Genomic DNA, 16,813 nt, shown 5'->3' with positions numbered 1-16,813 from the left:
CAAGCCATAGCTGGAGAAAAAAGCAGCCATTTCCGGCTGCTTTTTGTTCACCAATCTATTCCTAGTATACCACATCTTCCCGTGGTCCTATAGGCTCTATTTCAGGGGAGAGGTCGATAACGTTAACATTTGCCCTGGCTGTGTCGCGTCATTTAAATAGTCTTGTGGATCTGTGCTCAGCACCTGAACGACGCGACACTCGGTAAGCGACGTTCTCTCAACGAGTAACTGTACGCCATTCCATTCGATGATCTTTTGTTGCTCATACACGCTCTGGTCCGGTGGGAAAACCGCTTCGTTCGGAAGAATGGTGTAAAGAATCATTGGACAATGTCACCCTCTTGTTTGCCTTTGTATTCTTCAATTAATTCATTTAGCTTTTTCATCGCTGGTCCTACGGCACCAACCTCATCAATTAAACCGTAGCTTACCGCATCATCTCCGACGACGTTTGTTCCAATATCTCTCGTCAAATTCCCTCTTGAAAACATGAGTTCTTTAAACTTCTCTTCAGTAATATTCGAATGCCTCGTAACAAAACTTACCACACGCTCTTGCATCTTATCTAAATACTCAAATGTTTGGGGGACACCGATCACTAAGCCGGTCAAACGCACAGGATGAATCGTCATCGTTGCCGTTTCAGCAACAAAAGAATGGTTCGCCGCAACAGCGATTGGAACGCCTATCGAATGTCCACCGCCGAGAACAATGGATACAGACGGTTTTGAGAGAGAGGCGATCATCTCAGATATGGCGAGTCCTGCTTCCACGTCGCCCCCTACTGTATTTAGAAGAATTAACACGCCTTCAATTTTCGGATTTTGCTCGATGGCAACAATTTGCGGGATGAGATGCTCATATTTCGTTGTTTTATTTTGAGGCGGTAACTGTACGTGTCCTTCTATTTGACCAATGATCGTTAAACAATGAATATTTGACTGATCCATACTAGGGACGTTCGTTTGTCCTAGCTGCTGGATTTTATCCACTAACGTTGATTTTGATTGATCATCTTTTTTCGGATCAGGCTCCTGACCCGGGTTTTCATTACGATAGTCACTGTTCATACTGGTACCCCTTCCTTACTCTGGTACTAGTAGTATGAACGATAGGTGATTTTACCATTCATCCGAAAAAGCGAAACAATGAGTAATTCGATTTACTGTTTTATAAAAAAAACGGACGCAGCTGCGTCCGTTTCATTTCCTTACTTATTTAGCGCTGCCGCGAGCGATGAGCGTTCTTCTGCTGTTAGAGGAACCATCGGCAAACGAACACTCCCAACATCCATTCCTTTTAATTGAAGGGCTGTTTTTACAGGAGAAGGGCTTGGTGCCTTAAAGAGTTCATTCATAATTGGTAAAATTCGTTGATGGATTGATGCTGCTTCTTTCACCTCACCAGATTCATAAGCTGAAACCATTTGTTGCATTTCATTGCCAAGAACGTGTGAAGCGACTGAAATGACGCCATCTCCACCTACTGATAAGATCGGTAACGTTAAGCCATCGTCTCCGCTATAAACAGAGAAAGACGCTTCTGTACGGGTAATGATGTCAGTAATTTGATCAAGATCACCGCTCGATTCTTTTACTGAGACAATGTTGCTGATTTTTGAAAGCTCAACAATCGTGTCGGCCGTCATGTTCACAACAGAGCGACCTGGAATGTTATAGATCATAACGGGAAGCTTCGTTGACTCAGCAATCGCTTTAAAATGCTCATAAAGACCTTTTTGGCCAGGTTTGCTGTAGTAAGGTGCTACGATCATAATCGCATCGACACCTACAGCTTCTGCTTTTTTCGTCAATTCGATCGACGCATGTGTATTGTTACTTCCAGTTCCTGCAATAATTGGTACTCTGCCGTCTGCCGCTTTCACCGAATGCTTAAAAAGAGCTACTTTCTCTTCGGAAGAAAGCGTTGGTGATTCACCAGTAGTACCTGCTACAACAAGTCCATCTGTTCCATTATTGATTAAATAGTTGATCAGTTGCTCTGTTTTAGCAAAATCAACGTATCCTTTACGATCAAATGGGGTTACCATTGCCGTAAGTACTTTTCCAAAATTCATCTCGTTCACTCCTTGCCTTTCACTTAAAGCTGATCCATCATCTGTTCCACTTCTTGCGCTGGATCCAGATGGAGGTTAAACGTTTCATGGAGGGCGTTCACAGCTGCTGAAAGATCACGCTGTCTCACGAGCACCCAGATTGTGGTATGAGAATCAGCTGATTGCAAAATATCAATGTTTTCCACCGCTAATGACTCGACAATTTTTGCCGTTACGCCCGGCACACCGCTCATACCAGCACCAACTGCTGAAACCTTTGCACAATTTTCGATAACTTCTGGCTCATAACCCATGTTATTTAGCGTGACCACGGCGCGCTCCGTCATTTCTTCCATGACGGTGTACACCACACCCGTTAAGCTAATATTAATAAAGTCCACGCTAATCCCTTCAAGGGCCATTGCTTTAAATACGCGCGATTGTAAGTCGTATTGTCCTTCTTTCGCATACACTTTAATTTGAGTAACGCCACTTACATGAGCAATACCCGTAATGAGCCGGTCTATAACTTGTTCCCCCGTCGGTTTTCCAGTCGCAGATGTGACCAGGGTTCCAGTCGACGAGGAATACGTTGATCGAATTCTTAGCGGGATTTTTGCCTGCATCGCAATTTCAACGGCGCGCGGATGAATAACCTTCGCTCCTTGATACGCCATGTTACATACTTCATTATAAGTTACGATCGAAAGCGGTCGGGCTTTTTCCACAATTCTTGGATCAGCCGTCATAATGCCTTCCACATCGGTAAAGATATCAACCCATTCAGCCGTAAGAGCAGCACCAAGTGCGGCTGCTGACGTGTCACTACCGCCACGGCCAAGCGTCGTTACATCACCATCTTTTGTAACACCCTGAAAGCCTGTTACGACGACCACATCCATGAGCTTTAACTCTTCCATCAAACGGTCAGACTTCATTTCCAAAATTCTAGCTTTGCTATGCTCAGCTGTTGTCATGAATCCAGCCTGGCCACCAGTATAGGCTGTTGCTTTCAAACCTTCATTTAAAAGGAGATTGGAAAAAACAACAGAGGAGATGCTTTCGCCACATGATACAAGCAAATCATACTCTCTAGAAGTTACTTTTCGATCTCGGTCGCCAATGAGGCTTAGAAGCGTGTCGGTTGCATAGGGATCGCCCTTACGTCCCATTGCGGAAACAACGACAACCACTTTATATCCATCGTTCACTGCGTCTTTAATATGGTTAACAGCTCTCAGTCTGCCGTCTTCACTTTTTAATGAAGTGCCGCCAAACTTCTGCACGATGACTTTCATTCAGAACACCTTCTTATGTCTATTTCAAAATATTTAGGTCGGATAGGCTTTCAGCAATTTGCACGGAATTCCATGCCGCCCCCTTCAGTAGATTATCAGAGACAATCCACATATGGAAGCCATTTTTTTGATTTAAATCTTTTCGAATGCGACCGACAAAAACGTCTGATTTGCCTACCGCATCAACTGGCATTGGGTAAACCTGATTTGCAGGATCATCTTTCAGCGTAACACCAGGCGCATTTTTCATGAGCTCTTTTACATCTTCTACGCTCACATCTTCCTTTCCAATTTCAACATAAACCGATTCAGCATGGCCCGTTTCAATTGGAAGACGAACGCAAGTCGCTGCAACATGAAGCTCAGCATCATGCATGATTTTCTTTGTTTCATTTATCATTTTCATTTCTTCATAAGTAAATCCGTTTTCTTCAAATACATCGATTTGTGGGATGGCATTGAAAGCGATCGGATAGTGCTTCTTGTCGCCTTTAACTGGCAATATTTGTGGTTGGTAGTTTTCACCATTTAGCACCGCTTGAGACTGCTCTTTCATTTCAGTTACGGCATTTGCACCTGCACCTGAAACGGCTTGATAAGTAGAAACAATAATTTTAGTAAGGCCATATGCTTGTTTCAGTGGTTCAAGTGCTGCAACCATCTGAATAGTAGAGCAGTTTGGATTTGCGATAATTCCCTTATGATCATTTAAGTCCCCTTCGTTTACCTCAGGTACAACAAGAGGCACTTCCGGGTCCATGCGGAATGCGCTGGTATTATCTACAACGATTGCTCCGTGTTTAACAGCTTCTGGCGCAAGTGCTTTTGAAACACCACCACCAGCACTAAATAAGGCGAGCTGAACCCCTTCAAATGCTTCAGGTGTCGCTTCCTTTACAGTTAGCTCCTCCCCTTTGAAGGTAACTTTCTTACCAGCTGAACGCGATGATGAAAGGAGCGTTAAGGTCGATATCGGAAAGTCTCGTTCCTCTAGTGTTTTGATCATTTGTTGTCCGACTGCCCCTGTTGCTCCAACTACTGCTACATGATATTTTTTCCCGCTCATGACTTATTCTCCTCCCATATTCCATTCAAAATCCATCACAACAGAAGGAGAAACCGAGGTTTCTCCCCATTCTTAGTGATTTTATTCTCTATTCTATCATAAACCTATTCTAAAGAAAGATAAATCAATTGGTTAATCCAAATACCTTTCGATTAGAACTGGCTGAAGCTGTCTGCCGAGAAGGGCTTTTTCCACCGTTTCTCTTAACGAAGGCATACGAGCGACCAACGAGTTTGGTTTTTTCACTGGATCGTCCTGACCAAATGGGATAAAATAAATGTTCTTTGTGGACATCAACCTTAAAATATTCGTACCGTTTAGTCCAAGTCCGTCGTTGGTAGAAATACCTAACACAACTGGTTTTTCATTACGTAAAGTTGCTTTTGCCCCCATTAATACTGGAGATTCAGTCATCGCATTTGCAAATTTACTAATGGAGTTTCCTGTTATTGGAGCAATCACCATGCAGTCTAGAGGTGTTTTGGGACCAAACGGCTCGGCCTTTACGATTGAATTAACTGCTTCATTACCTGTTATTTCTTCGATACGAGCGATCCAGTTTTCCCCTTCTCCAAAGCGTGTGTTTGTATTCATAACCGTATGGGAGACAAACGGAGTGACCTTCGCACCTAATTGAACAAGTTCTTCGATTTGAGGAACAACCGCATCGTACGTACAATGTGAACCTGTTAAACCAAATCCAATGTGTTTTCCTTTCAAACTCATGGCGTGTTCTCCTTTCCATTGTGAGACCGCTCAATTAATAACTGTGTCAGAACATTTGCGATAATTTTCCCTGCGGTTTTTGGGGCCACGATACCAGGAAGTCCTGGCGCAAGTAGTGCTTTAATTCCTCGCTTTTCAGCATAGCGAAAATCTGTACCACCTGGTTTTGAAGCAAGATCGATGACGAGCGTATGACCTGGCATTTTGGCGATTACTTGTGACGTGACGATTTGAACCGGAATGGTGTTGATGCACACATCTAGATTTGATACTTGGTTCGCTAGATCAGATAAATGAAACGGCTTTAACCCCATCTCTGTAATGCGTGCAATATGCTCCGGCTTTCTTGCCCCTACGCTAACATTTGCTCCAAGTGCATCGAAAGTTCTCGCAACAGACATTCCTACACGTCCAAGACCAAGTACAGCGATGTTGGATTGATGAATTGTAATATCTGTATGTTGAATTACCATCATGACCGTTCCTTCAACTGTTGGAATGGAATTATAAATGGCAACATCGTCTCGTTCAAATAAGCGAATTAACGTTCGCGATGCTTCAGTGACCATTTTATCTAAACAACTGTTGCTAATTCCACTATAAATCGTACAGTGTTCAGGCGTTTGTTTTAACTGATCAGCTGTTAATACGACTTTTTCATTAGAGAAAATCGTATCGACTTCTCCTTCGATCGTAGTTCCACTCACCGGAAGGACAATTGCATCAAGGGTATTTAGCTTTACATCATCTAACGTACATTTGGTTGCACCGGTAAATCCGTGATCAAGCTGGTCGAAGCCGATTAAATACAAATCCGCATTTAATTCAGTCAGCTTCCGAATAATTTCAAGCTGGCGGGCATCACCGCCAATGACAGCGATATGTTGATTCGTTAGCATCGTTCCTCCCCTTTCCTTTTCCACGTCTTACTACGGGGATTATTGTAATTTCTCAACATTCTATGTGGGGTATGCCCGCTTGGTGAATCGATAAGAGTACCAGTTTTATTCCTTCTGATTGTTTTGCAAAATAATCATATCTCTCCCAATTGTTTCAATATGTTCCCACGGTATCGAGATCTCCTGGTCCTTTCGTTTGAGTCCCATCCATGACGATTTTGGAATGATTAATTCTTTCAATAATCCTGTTTTTTCATCAAATAGGAGATCCGTCTGTCCCAACACCCCAAGCTTACGTCCTTTTTCAATATCAATAAGCTCTTTCCCACTAAGTTGACTTAATCTCATAATACCGTCCCCCTTCTACACTGGTTGATAATCTTAGTCTATGAAAGAGTCTTTCTTGGAAGACATGAAAAAAACCCGCCTTATTTAGGCGGGATCTCTCTTATGATTTCATGCTGCTTGGCAATTTGCCATTAGGGCTAATGAGGGAACTTGAAAATTCATCTGTAAACATGGACTGAATCATATTGTTTACTTTTTCATGATTAACGCTTTCGATATTTGTAATAATATCATCCAGAGAGCGATGTTGGTTTAACAACAATTCATTTTTACCGTTCCGACTCATTCGACTATTTGTGCTTTCAAGACTAAGCATTAAGTTTCCTTTTAACTGCTCTTTACAGTTCTTTAACTCTTTTGAAGTGATTCCATCACGTTTAAAGTCCTGAAGTGTTTTCTGAATTGTTTCATATAGACGATCAAGCTGGTTTTGAGCCGTTCCAGCATAAATCGTTAACAAGCCGCTATCTTGATAAGCAGAATGGTACGAGAATACCGAGTAAGCAAGACCTTGATCTTCCCGAACATCCTGGAAGAGACGACTACTCATGCTCCCACCAAGTACATTGTTCATGACAATTAAACTATAAATATCATCTGTGCCAAACGGCAACCCAGCATATCCCAAGCATAAGTGAGCTTGCTCTGTTTCTTTTTTGCGAGCGATTTGACCAGATTGAAAGATTGGTGCCTGTACTTCAGGTTTTCCTGCAGGTGTTTCCCAGTGCTCAAAAGCCGCTTCAACTTTTTGCATAAAGGATTCGTCTATATTCCCAGCAATGGATACGACGATGTTGTCAGGGGTATAGTGCGTTTGCATGTACTCACGAAGCGTATCTCCAGAAAAATCTTTTAACGTTTCTTCTGTGCCTAGAATTGGCATCGCAAGCTCATGATCACCATAGCTTGCTTGACTAAGCATATCATGAACAATATCATCTGGCGTGTCTTCGTACATTTTGATTTCTTCATGCACAACGTTCTTCTCTTTCGCAAGCTCACCTGCTTCAAACGTTGACTGGAAAAACATATCCGTTAACACGTCAAGTGCATAATCTGCATGCTCATCAAGAACTTTTGCGTAGTAACACGTATACTCTTTGGATGTAAACGCATTAACTTGACCACCGATACTATCAAAGGATTCAGCGATTTCTTTTGCGCTACGCTTCTCTGTCCCCTTAAAAAACATATGTTCAAGAAAATGCGAGACCCCGTTTAACTCTTTAGGTTCAAAACGAGATCCAGTTCCAATCCATATCCCGATCGCAACCGATCGAACTGTTGGAATATTTTCTAACACTACTCTTACACCGTTTTTGCACGTTACTTTATTTATCAAGCTTGTTCCTCCTGTATCGAACCATTATGTTTCGTAACATTCCAAAATCACTATATCATTAATGTAGAATTGACACAATTCTATCACCTTCTCTCCACCCGTTTCGAATCTAACACTTGTGAGACTGTTCCTAACTGATAGCCTCTTTTTTCAACTCCCCGAATGAGTGCTTCTAAACTTTTCTCTGTTGGTTCAGTTGGATGCATCAAAATAAGCGCTCCTGCGTGTACATTTTGTAACACCTTTGCTGTTAAGGCTTGTGGGGCAGGTTTTTTCCAATCGACTGTATCAACTGACCATAGAACCGTTTGCATCCCAAGTTCATCGGCAATTTTCACAGCATTATTTGCATAACTTCCACTTGGAGGGGCAAAAACAACAGGCTTTTTATCAAGAGTTGCTTCAATCACTTGATTTGTATCTTCAAGCTCTTTTCGAATCGCCGCATCGCTTAACTGTTTTAAGTCAGGATGAGAATAAGCATGGTTCCCAATTTCATGACCTTCTTCATCAATCATCCGAACCATATCAGGGTTTTTCTTTGCCCAGGAGCCATCGAGAAAAAAAGTTGCGTGCGCGTTATATTTTTTAAATTGTTGGAGCATGTCAGGTAAATATTCTTCCCCCCATGCCACATTAATCATAAAGGCGACCATTGGCTTATTTGGATTTCCTTTGTAAACGGCAGTAGGTTCTAGATCATCTAACTGAATATCAGGCTCGACTTCTTTTCTTACAAGCATCTCTTCATCAAAGCCCTTACCTTTCATTTTCGCGTAAGACTGTTCTGCATCAACCATGATTCCATTATATCCAGGAATGCCTTTCCATACACGATCAACTACCGCATTTGCAGGTGGAATATCCATTCGTTCCTTCGCTTGTAAAATTTCATTATATAACGAACTTCCGTTGACGCTGATTGTTGCTTGCTCTTTTAAATCAGTTAAATACATGGAAGTGTAGGGGTTCTGAAGTGAACCTGCTGCTACGCCTAAGATCATAATAAACACAATGAATTGAACCCAGGATTTCTTCATTCATCTGCCCCCTTTTGTAAAAAAGTATGTTGATGGGGCAAGCTCTAGAACTAGGGTTTATATAAGGAGGCAATTCGTCATCGATACATCATCAATCACTGAAAATAAAAAAAGAATCCGGCCTCAGCCGAATTCCTTAACTCTTTTGACTTTGTTCTTCACGTTCACGCTGTTCTTTTAAGATCTCTTTGCGTGATAAGTTGACGCGTCCCTGCTTATCGATTTCTTTTACTTTAACCATAATTTCATCACCGATCGAGACAACATCTTCTACTTTGTTTGTACGTTCTTCAGCCAGTTCAGAAATATGAACAAGGCCTTCTTTCCCAGCAAATAGCTCAACGAATGCGCCAAATTTCTCTACTCGTTTCACTTTACCAAGGTAAGTAGTGCCAACCTCAACTTCTCTCACAAGATCTTCGATGATCTTCTTCGCTTTTGCGTTCATCTCTTGCTCAGTTGAAGAAATGAAGATTGAACCGTCCTGCTCAATATCAATTTTTACGCCAGTTTCTTCAATGATTTTATTGATGATTTTACCGCTTGGTCCAATGACGTCGCGAATCTTATCTGGTTTAATTGACATTGTCAAAATCTTCGGTGCATACGCAGAAAGCTCTGTACGAGGTTCGTTGATTGCACTCATCATGTTTTCAAGAATTGCAAGACGACCTTTTTTAGCCTGTTCAAGCGCTTGACGAAGGATGTCTTCATTGATTCCTGAAATTTTAATATCCATTTGAAGCGCCGTTACACCTTGCTCTGTACCAGCAACTTTAAAGTCCATATCACCAAGTGCATCTTCCATGCCTTGGATGTCTGTAAGTACTGTTACATCTTCTCCATCACTAACAAGTCCCATTGCAATACCAGCAACTGGTGCTTTAATTGGGACACCAGCATCCATCATCGCAAGCGTACTTGCACAGATGCTTGCCTGTGAAGTTGAACCGTTTGATTCAAGTACTTCAGATACAAGACGAATGGTGTAAGGGAAATCTTTTTCTGTTGGGATAACTTGCTCAAGAGCACGCTCACCGAGTGCACCGTGACCAATCTCACGGCGGCCTGGTCCACGCATTGGGCCTGTTTCACCAACGCTGAATTTAGGGAAGTTATAGTGGTGCATGAATCGCTTCGATTCTTCTGTACCAAGACCGTCAAGAATTTGAACGTCTCCGAGTGCGCCGAGTGTACAAATGCTAAGCGCTTGGGTTTGTCCACGAGTGAACAAGCCTGAGCCGTGTGTTCTTGAAAGGATACCGACTTCGGAATCAAGCGGGCGAATTTCATCAACGCCACGTCCGTCTGGTCTTACTTTATCCTTCAAAATTAAGCGACGAACTTCTTGCTTTACGAAGCTATTCAAAATAGACTTCACTTCTTCAGCGCTATATTCTTCACTTTCTTCATAGGCTTCCGTTGCATTCATCATGACAGCATCGATCGCTTCTTGTCTTGCATGCTTTTCAATCACTTTTACAGCTTCTTGAATATCAGTAAGGTATTCCTCACTAAGCTTAGCTTCAAGCGTTTCGTCTGCTTTTTTCAGAACGACTTCACGTTTTTCTTTTCCTACCGCTTCGATGATTTGTTCTTGGAAAGAAATCAGACGCTTAATTTCCTGATGTCCGAATAGAATTCCTTCCAGCATCGTTTCTTCTGGTACTTCTTCAGCGCCAGCTTCAACCATATTGATTGCATCTTTCGTACCTGCAACTGTTAAATGAATGTCACTTTGTTCAAGCTGATCAACATTAGGATTTACGACGAACTTACCGTCGATGCGTCCAACGAGCACACCCGCAATCGGACCATCAAATGGAAGATCACTAATTCCAAGTGCTAGAGATGAACCGAACATTGCTGCCATCTCGGAAGAACAGTTTTGATCCACGCTCATCACTGTGCTCACTACTTGAACTTCATTACGGAAACCATCTGGGAATAAAGGACGAATCGGGCGGTCAATTAAACGACTCGCAAGAATTGCCTTTTCACTTGGACGGCCTTCACGCTTGATGAAGCCTCCAGGAATTTTACCTACTGCATATAATCGTTCTTCATAATTAACCGTTAGTGGGAAAAACGGAAGGTCTTTCGGCTCCTTAGAACCTGTAACCGTTGCTAGTACAGCTGTATCGCCGTAGCGAATCAATGCTGCACCGCTCGCCTGCTTCGCCAGCTGACCAATCTCAACTGACAATTCGCGACCAGCCCAATCAATTGAAAACACTTGCTTCTCTTGTGCCATTAATGTGAGAACTCCTCTCATCCAATAAAATCATTTCTTTTATTATACCCTAACCTTTTTACTTCTAAAAAGAAAGGAAGAAATCTATGTATTTTTAACCTAATAAAAAAGCGGGAAATATCCCGCTTTTCTGAATCATTATCGACGTAGACCAAGTTCTTTGATAAGTTCGCGGTAACGAGTAACGTCTTTGTTACGAAGATACGTTAAAAGATTACGGCGTTTACCAACCATCTTAAGAAGACCGCGACGAGAGTGGTGGTCTTTCTTGTGGAAACGTAGATGATCGTTCAAATTGTTGATTTCCTCAGTAAGGACAGCGATTTGAACCTCTGGAGAACCAGTATCATTCTCGTGAGTTTTGAACTTAGTGATAAGCTCTTGCTTACGCTCTTGTGTGATTGCCATCCGTTTCACCTCCTTAATTTCTAATCCCCTGATACCGCGCAAACGTCGGTGACTCGATTGCCCAGTATAGGTTGTGTACTTGTCGTACAGATAATAGATTACAGGTTTTCTTCCTAAAATGCAAGGGAAATCTATTTCAAGATTTTCTTTGCGTCTTTCGCATCCTGACCAATTTGAGCAATCAAGTCATCTACAGACGAGAATTTCACTTCTCCGCGAATCTTCTCGTAAAACTCCACTTCTACCTGCTGACCATATAAGTCACCGCTAAAATCAAATACATGCACTTCTAAAGACGGCTGATCTGGCTTTTCTTCATAAAACGTTGGTTTATACCCAACGTTGCATACACCGTTCATCCACTCTTCTTTCGCCCGCATCCGAACAGCGTAAACGCCTGTATCAGGAACAAGATAATCATCCTTGAGGTCAACATTTGCTGTTGGAAAACCTATCGTACGACCACGCTGGTCTCCCTTTACAACCGTTCCTTTAACTACATAACGGCGACCAAGAACCGCTTCAACGTTCTCCACCGCTCCATCACGTATATATGAACGAATGAGGGTTGAGCTAACTTTTTCATCTTGCTGTGAAACTTTATCAATAACGGTTTGATCAAACTGATTTCGCGCATGGAAAGGAAGCGAGTCCATCGTGCCTCTCCCTTTGCTTCCATATGTATAATCAAACCCTGCGACAACGTGTACAACAGATAAAGCAATAATATAGTCGTCTACAAATTGTTGTGGGGTTATGCCTGCAATCGTTTGATCGAACTTCACGATATAAAGAACATCAATCCCCATTCCATCAATTAAATCAATTTTATCATCAAGGGGGGTAATGGCTTTCGTTTGCGGGGTGGATTTCCCTAAAACGACTGATGGATGAGGATAGAAAGTCATAACTGCTGACTCGACACCTTTCTCATCAGCGATCTTTTTTGCCGTCGAAATCACTTTCTGATGACCACGGTGAATGCCATCAAAATATCCAAGCGCCATGACCGCAGGATGTTCCGCCTTCAATTGATGTGGATGCGATAAATAAATTGTCTTCAACGGTTTCACCTTCTAACTTCATCTCGAAAACACTTTCTCAGGCTTCATTAAGCCAGGTTTCTCAGGATGTTTTTGATAGATTGCAATTGCTTCTCCGTCCTTATTGTACATAACGAGTCGATCTTCTGTCATCTCATCCACCTGAGGAAGTACAGCTCCATTTTGAAGTTTAGCTTCAAGCTCAGGTTCGACTGTTAAAGATGGCATGGCAGAAAGAGCATATTCCATCGGGAAAAGAGAGAGCGTTTCATCTTCTATCATCTGTTTAATCTCATCAAATGTCAAACATTCTTCTAGTTTAAATGGTCCAGAAGCGGTGCGAATTAAAAATGACATATGAGCTGGATATCCAAGATGCTCTCCTATATCGACCGCAAGTGTTCGAATGTAAGTCCCCTTACTACATGTGACACGAACAGGGATTGAAATAGTTCCATCGCCTTTTGTTACCTCACCAATTTGTTCAAGCTCATGAATCGTGACTTTTCGAGACGGACGCTCAACGACCTCTCCCTTAAATGCATACTCATATAATTTTTTTCCGTTTATTTTAACAGCTGAATACATCGGAGGAACTTGCTCTATCTCACCTCGAAACGCAGCAAGTGCTTCTTCTATATCGTTAGTTGAAGGCAGTTTGTCCACTTTCTTTTCTTCCACTTTCTCTCCAGACGCATCTTCCGTCGTCGTTGAAAATCCAAGTGTAATAACCGCTTCATACGTTTTCGAAAAATCCGTCATATATTGGGCAACTTTTGTTGCTCTTCCAATGCATAAAGGCAATACGCCCGTCACATCAGGATCTAACGTTCCCGTATGCCCCACTTTTTTTGTGTGTAATAACTTTCTAGTTATGGCAACACAGTCATGAGAGGTCATACCAGCCGGTTTTTTTAAAGGTAATACGCCGTTCATGCTCTTCCTCCTTTCAATCTGATGACATAGAGAAAGGATAGACATTCCTGCCTATCCCTTCATCATTACTCATCCGCTTGATTTAAATCTGCAAGAAGTCGTTCGATTTTGTTACCATAATCGATTGATTCATCAAATTCAAAGTAAATCTCCGGTGTTTTACGAAGACGGATGCGTTTCCCGATTTCAGAACGGATAAAACCAGTTGCTTTCGCGAGGCCGTTCAGGGTTGCTTCTTTCTTCTCTTCGTCACCAAGGACTGTAATAAATACCGTTGCTTGCTGTAGATCATTCGTAACTTCGACTGCTGTTACTGTAACGAAACCTACGCGCGGGTCTTTAATCTTCCTGCTGATTATATCACCAAGCTCTTTCTTCATCTGTTCACCAACACGATTTGCGCGAACATTACTCATCGTTACACCTCGTTTCTTTCCTAAAGCCACTCATAAGTTGCTCGAGTGAGTTCGATATCCGGACGTGAGTCAATCAATGAAATAGCACGCTGCAGCTCACGCTCACACGCCGTTTTGCTTGAAGCCGTCGTGACAATACCGAGCACAGTATGTTGCCAGAGATCCTGGCTATCAAGCTCAGAAATTGCAAGATTATTGTGCTTCAGTCGGCTGATTACCGACTGAAGCACAGCTCTTTTTTCCTTCAAAGATTGCGCATCGTAAATGATGCATTCACATTCGACGTATCCAATCACTTAGGCTTTACTTCCTCCATGATAAAGGCTTCAATAATGTCGCCTTCTTTAACATCATTGAACTTTGCAAGTGTAATACCACATTCGTAGCCTTTTGCCACTTCTTTCGCATCGTCTTTGAAGCGTTTCAATGTATCGACTTCACCTTCGAATACGACAATACCGTCACGGATAACACGAACGCCAGAATTACGTGTGATTTTACCTTCTGTTACGTAAGATCCTGCAATTGTACCTACTTTAGAAACTTTAAACGTTTCACGTACTTCAGCTTGACCAATTACTTTTTCCTCATAAACTGGATCGAGCATTCCTTTCATTGCCGATTCGATTTCTTCAATCGCTGTATAAATTACACGATGCAAGCGAATTTCTACTTGCTCAGAATCAGCCACTTTCTTCGCATTTGAATCAGGGCGTACGTTAAATCCAATAATAATCGCATTAGAAGCAGAAGCAAGAATAATATCTGATTCTGTAATAGCACCAACAGCTGTATGAATAATGTTGATCTTCACACCTTCTACTTCAATCTTCTGAAGTGAGCCAGCAAGTGCTTCAACTGAACCCTGTACATCAGCTTTCACGATAACATTGATATCTTTCACATCGCCTTGCTGAATCTTTTCAAATAAATCATCCAAATTCATTTTTGAAGATTCTTTACGCTGAGCTTCAATTTGCTGCTGATTACGCGCTTCCCCAACTTGACGTGCTGTTTTCTCATCTTCAAATGCCACAAAGCGATCACCAGCATTTGGAACGTCACTCAAACCAGTCACTTCGACAGGCGTAGAAGGTGCAGCGGTTTCAACACGCTTACCAAGATCGTTCACCATCGCACGAACACGACCAAATGTGTTACCAACTACAACAGGATCACCAACTTTTAGCGTACCTTCTTGTACAAGTAGTGTAGCCACTGGCCCGCGCCCTTTATCAAGCTGTGCTTCAATCACTGTACCTGTAGCAAGCTTATTAGGGTTTGCTTTAAACTCTTCTACTTCTGAAATCAAAAGGATCGTCTCAAGAAGATTGTCAATTCCTTCACGCTTAATAGCAGAAAGATTAACGAAAATCGTGTCCCCGCCCCATTCTTCAGATACGAGTTCATACTCAGTTAGTTCCTGCATGACGCGATCAGGATTTGCTCCTTCTTTATCCATCTTATTAACTGCAACGATAATTGGAACTTCTGCTGCTTTTGCGTGGTTAATGGCTTCAACCGTTTGTGGCATAACACCGTCATCCGCTGCAACAACAAGAACCGTAATATCCGTTACTTTTGCTCCACGTGCACGCATTGTTGTAAATGCTGCGTGTCCAGGAGTATCAAGGAACGTGATTTTTTTATTGTTCTCTTCAATCTGGTAAGCACCAATGTGCTGCGTAATACCGCCTGCTTCACCCTGCGTTACTTTTGTATCGCGAATTCCGTCAAGTAGCGTTGTTTTACCGTGGTCAACGTGACCCATGATCGTCACAACAGCAGGACGCTCAACAAGCTTACCTTCTTCGTCTTCACTTGTGTAATTATCAAGATCTGTTACTTCGAACAGCTCTTCTTCTTCAACTTTTACGCCGTAATCATCACAAATGAGCTCCATCGTATCTTTATCTAGTTCCTGGTTAATTGTAGCCATTACACCAAGACCCATTAGCTTTTTAATCAGTTCAGAAGCATCTTTACCTAGTTTTTCAGCAAGTTGGCCTACTGTAAGTGAACCAATAAACGTTACCTTAGAAGGCAGTCTTCTTGGAGCAGCCGTGTTTTTAGGAGGTTGTCCTTTCCCACGACGGTTAGGACGACGTCCACCTCGGCGGTTATTTGGCGCGCTTTTGCTGTTCTTTTGATTTGCATTTGCTTTTGGGTTGTTTCGATTGTTTTTATTTTCCATACTGTTTTTGTCGCTTCCCTTTTTGGATTGTTTCGAATCGTTATTAAGCTTAGCCATCGCCTGGTCATCAATCACAGACATATGATTTTTTACCGTAATATTCATGCTTGTTAACTTTTCGATAACATCCTTACTAGTAGTATTATGTTCTTTTGCATACTCATGAATTCGCATCTTACTCATACGATCACCCCCGAGTTATTGATCGAGCATTGCGTGAAGTTTCTTCGCAAACCCTGCATCAGTAACGGCTATCGTGACTCGTTGAACTTTGCCAATTGCATGACCAAGTTCATAGCGCCCTGTAACAAAACATACTGGGACTTTATAAGTAGTTGCTTTATCCGTAATTTTCTTTCTCGTGTTGTCTGATGCGTCATTCGCTATTAGTACGAGTTTGGCGCTCTTGCGCTGAATTTCCTTCACCACAAGTTCTTCTCCAGACACAACTTTGCCAGCACGCTGAGCAAGTCCTAGAAGTGACTCCCAATTCTTGTTGTTCATTTAGTTTGACCGCGATTCTGCGAGGTCAGCATAAATATCTTCCGTCACTTCTGCTTTTAGATGAGCCGCTAAAGAATTTCGCTTTTTAGCAAGAGTAAAGCACTCTTCTTTGTTGCAAAGGTATGCGCCTCGTCCATTCTTTTTACCCGTTTGGTCGATCGATATAACCCCTTCAGGCGAACGAACAATTCGAACGAGCTCTTTTTTTGGCTTCATTTCTTGACAGGCGACACATTTTCTCATCGGAATTTTACGTTTTTGCACGATGGACACCTCTCCCGAT

19 protein-coding genes are annotated in these 16,813 nt (G+C 42.2%); all 19 read right to left on the bottom strand.

Features of this window, described 5'->3' with window-relative positions; translation table 11 throughout:
• Window positions 1-96 precede the first annotated feature (96 nt).
• A complete protein-coding gene (locus LCL91_RS03025) occupies window positions 97-324 on the bottom strand; it encodes a YlzJ-like family protein (protein WP_098443404.1) in 228 nt (75 codons plus the stop codon).
• Entirely contained in the window at window positions 321-1,070 is a 750-nt protein-coding gene (locus LCL91_RS03020) for a ClpP family protease (RefSeq protein WP_224879814.1), read from the bottom strand. Before LCL91_RS03020 ends, LCL91_RS03025 begins: the two co-directional genes overlap by 4 nt.
• 140 nt (window positions 1,071-1,210) lie before the next feature.
• The gene (gene dapA, locus LCL91_RS03015) at window positions 1,211-2,077 is read right to left on the bottom strand and encodes a 4-hydroxy-tetrahydrodipicolinate synthase (RefSeq protein WP_224879812.1); all 867 of its coding nucleotides are present in this window, start codon (window positions 2,075-2,077) and stop codon (window positions 1,211-1,213) included.
• Window positions 2,078-2,100: 23 nt separating this feature from the next.
• Window positions 2,101-3,354 (bottom strand): aspartate kinase, encoded by a 1,254-nt coding sequence (dapG, locus tag LCL91_RS03010; protein ID WP_224879810.1) that lies wholly within the window; start codon window positions 3,352-3,354, stop codon window positions 2,101-2,103.
• A 19-nt stretch (window positions 3,355-3,373) separates the two neighbouring features.
• Window positions 3,374-4,420 carry an aspartate-semialdehyde dehydrogenase gene (gene asd / locus LCL91_RS03005; RefSeq protein ID WP_224879808.1) on the bottom strand — a complete coding sequence of 349 codons (1,047 nt, stop codon included), beginning with the start codon at window positions 4,418-4,420 and terminating at the stop codon, window positions 3,374-3,376.
• A 132-nt stretch (window positions 4,421-4,552) separates the two neighbouring features.
• Window positions 4,553-5,146, bottom strand: coding sequence for a dipicolinate synthase subunit B (locus tag LCL91_RS03000; RefSeq protein WP_159782382.1), 594 nt, complete (start codon window positions 5,144-5,146; stop codon window positions 4,553-4,555).
• Window positions 5,143-6,045: a dipicolinic acid synthetase subunit A gene (gene dpaA, locus LCL91_RS02995; RefSeq protein WP_224879805.1), complete on the bottom strand. Its 903-nt coding sequence runs from the start codon at window positions 6,043-6,045 to the stop codon at window positions 5,143-5,145. Before dpaA ends, LCL91_RS03000 begins: the two co-directional genes overlap by 4 nt.
• A 105-nt stretch (window positions 6,046-6,150) precedes the next feature.
• Entirely contained in the window at window positions 6,151-6,393 is a 243-nt protein-coding gene (locus tag LCL91_RS02990) for a YlmC/YmxH family sporulation protein (RefSeq protein ID WP_098443397.1), read from the bottom strand.
• A gap of 100 nt (window positions 6,394-6,493) precedes the next feature.
• A complete protein-coding gene (locus LCL91_RS02985) occupies window positions 6,494-7,735 on the bottom strand; it encodes a M16 family metallopeptidase (RefSeq protein ID WP_224879802.1) in 1,242 nt (413 codons plus the stop codon).
• 83 nt (window positions 7,736-7,818) lie between these two features.
• Entirely contained in the window at window positions 7,819-8,775 is a 957-nt protein-coding gene (locus LCL91_RS02980) for a polysaccharide deacetylase family protein (RefSeq protein ID WP_224879800.1), read from the bottom strand.
• A gap of 136 nt (window positions 8,776-8,911) precedes the next feature.
• On the bottom strand, window positions 8,912-11,029 hold the full coding sequence (gene pnp / locus LCL91_RS02975) for a polyribonucleotide nucleotidyltransferase (protein WP_224879798.1): 2,118 nt from the start codon (window positions 11,027-11,029) through the stop codon (window positions 8,912-8,914).
• A gap of 138 nt (window positions 11,030-11,167) precedes the next feature.
• Window positions 11,168-11,437, bottom strand: coding sequence for a 30S ribosomal protein S15 (rpsO, locus tag LCL91_RS02970; protein ID WP_048309782.1), 270 nt, complete (start codon window positions 11,435-11,437; stop codon window positions 11,168-11,170).
• 131 nt (window positions 11,438-11,568) lie between these two features.
• Window positions 11,569-12,501, bottom strand: coding sequence for a bifunctional riboflavin kinase/FAD synthetase (gene ribF / locus LCL91_RS02965; RefSeq protein WP_224879796.1), 933 nt, complete (start codon window positions 12,499-12,501; stop codon window positions 11,569-11,571).
• A gap of 18 nt (window positions 12,502-12,519) precedes the next feature.
• Complete coding sequence (gene truB / locus LCL91_RS02960) at window positions 12,520-13,416, bottom strand: tRNA pseudouridine(55) synthase TruB (RefSeq protein WP_224879794.1); 897 nt, start codon at window positions 13,414-13,416, stop codon at window positions 12,520-12,522.
• A gap of 65 nt (window positions 13,417-13,481) precedes the next feature.
• Complete coding sequence (rbfA, locus tag LCL91_RS02955; protein ID WP_098443391.1) at window positions 13,482-13,832, bottom strand: 30S ribosome-binding factor RbfA; 351 nt, start codon at window positions 13,830-13,832, stop codon at window positions 13,482-13,484.
• Window positions 13,833-13,852: 20 nt separating this feature from the next.
• Entirely contained in the window at window positions 13,853-14,128 is a 276-nt protein-coding gene (locus LCL91_RS02950) for a DUF503 domain-containing protein (RefSeq protein ID WP_224879792.1), read from the bottom strand.
• Window positions 14,125-16,209 carry a translation initiation factor IF-2 gene (gene infB / locus LCL91_RS02945; RefSeq protein ID WP_224879791.1) on the bottom strand — a complete coding sequence of 695 codons (2,085 nt, stop codon included), beginning with the start codon at window positions 16,207-16,209 and terminating at the stop codon, window positions 14,125-14,127. Before infB ends, LCL91_RS02950 begins: the two co-directional genes overlap by 4 nt.
• A 15-nt stretch (window positions 16,210-16,224) precedes the next feature.
• Window positions 16,225-16,530, bottom strand: coding sequence for a YlxQ family RNA-binding protein (locus tag LCL91_RS02940; RefSeq protein ID WP_098443388.1), 306 nt, complete (start codon window positions 16,528-16,530; stop codon window positions 16,225-16,227).
• Window positions 16,531-16,794, bottom strand: coding sequence for an RNase P modulator RnpM (gene rnpM / locus LCL91_RS02935; RefSeq protein WP_273834848.1), 264 nt, complete (start codon window positions 16,792-16,794; stop codon window positions 16,531-16,533).
• Between the last annotated feature and the right edge of the window lie 19 nt (window positions 16,795-16,813).

This window comes from Guptibacillus hwajinpoensis (genome assembly GCF_020171785.1).
GTDB classification, from domain to species: Bacteria; Bacillota; Bacilli; order Bacillales; family Guptibacillaceae; genus Guptibacillus; species Guptibacillus sedimenti.
The sequence above is the reverse complement of the archived record's forward strand: the minus strand, read 5'-3'. Positions and strand labels throughout refer to the sequence as shown.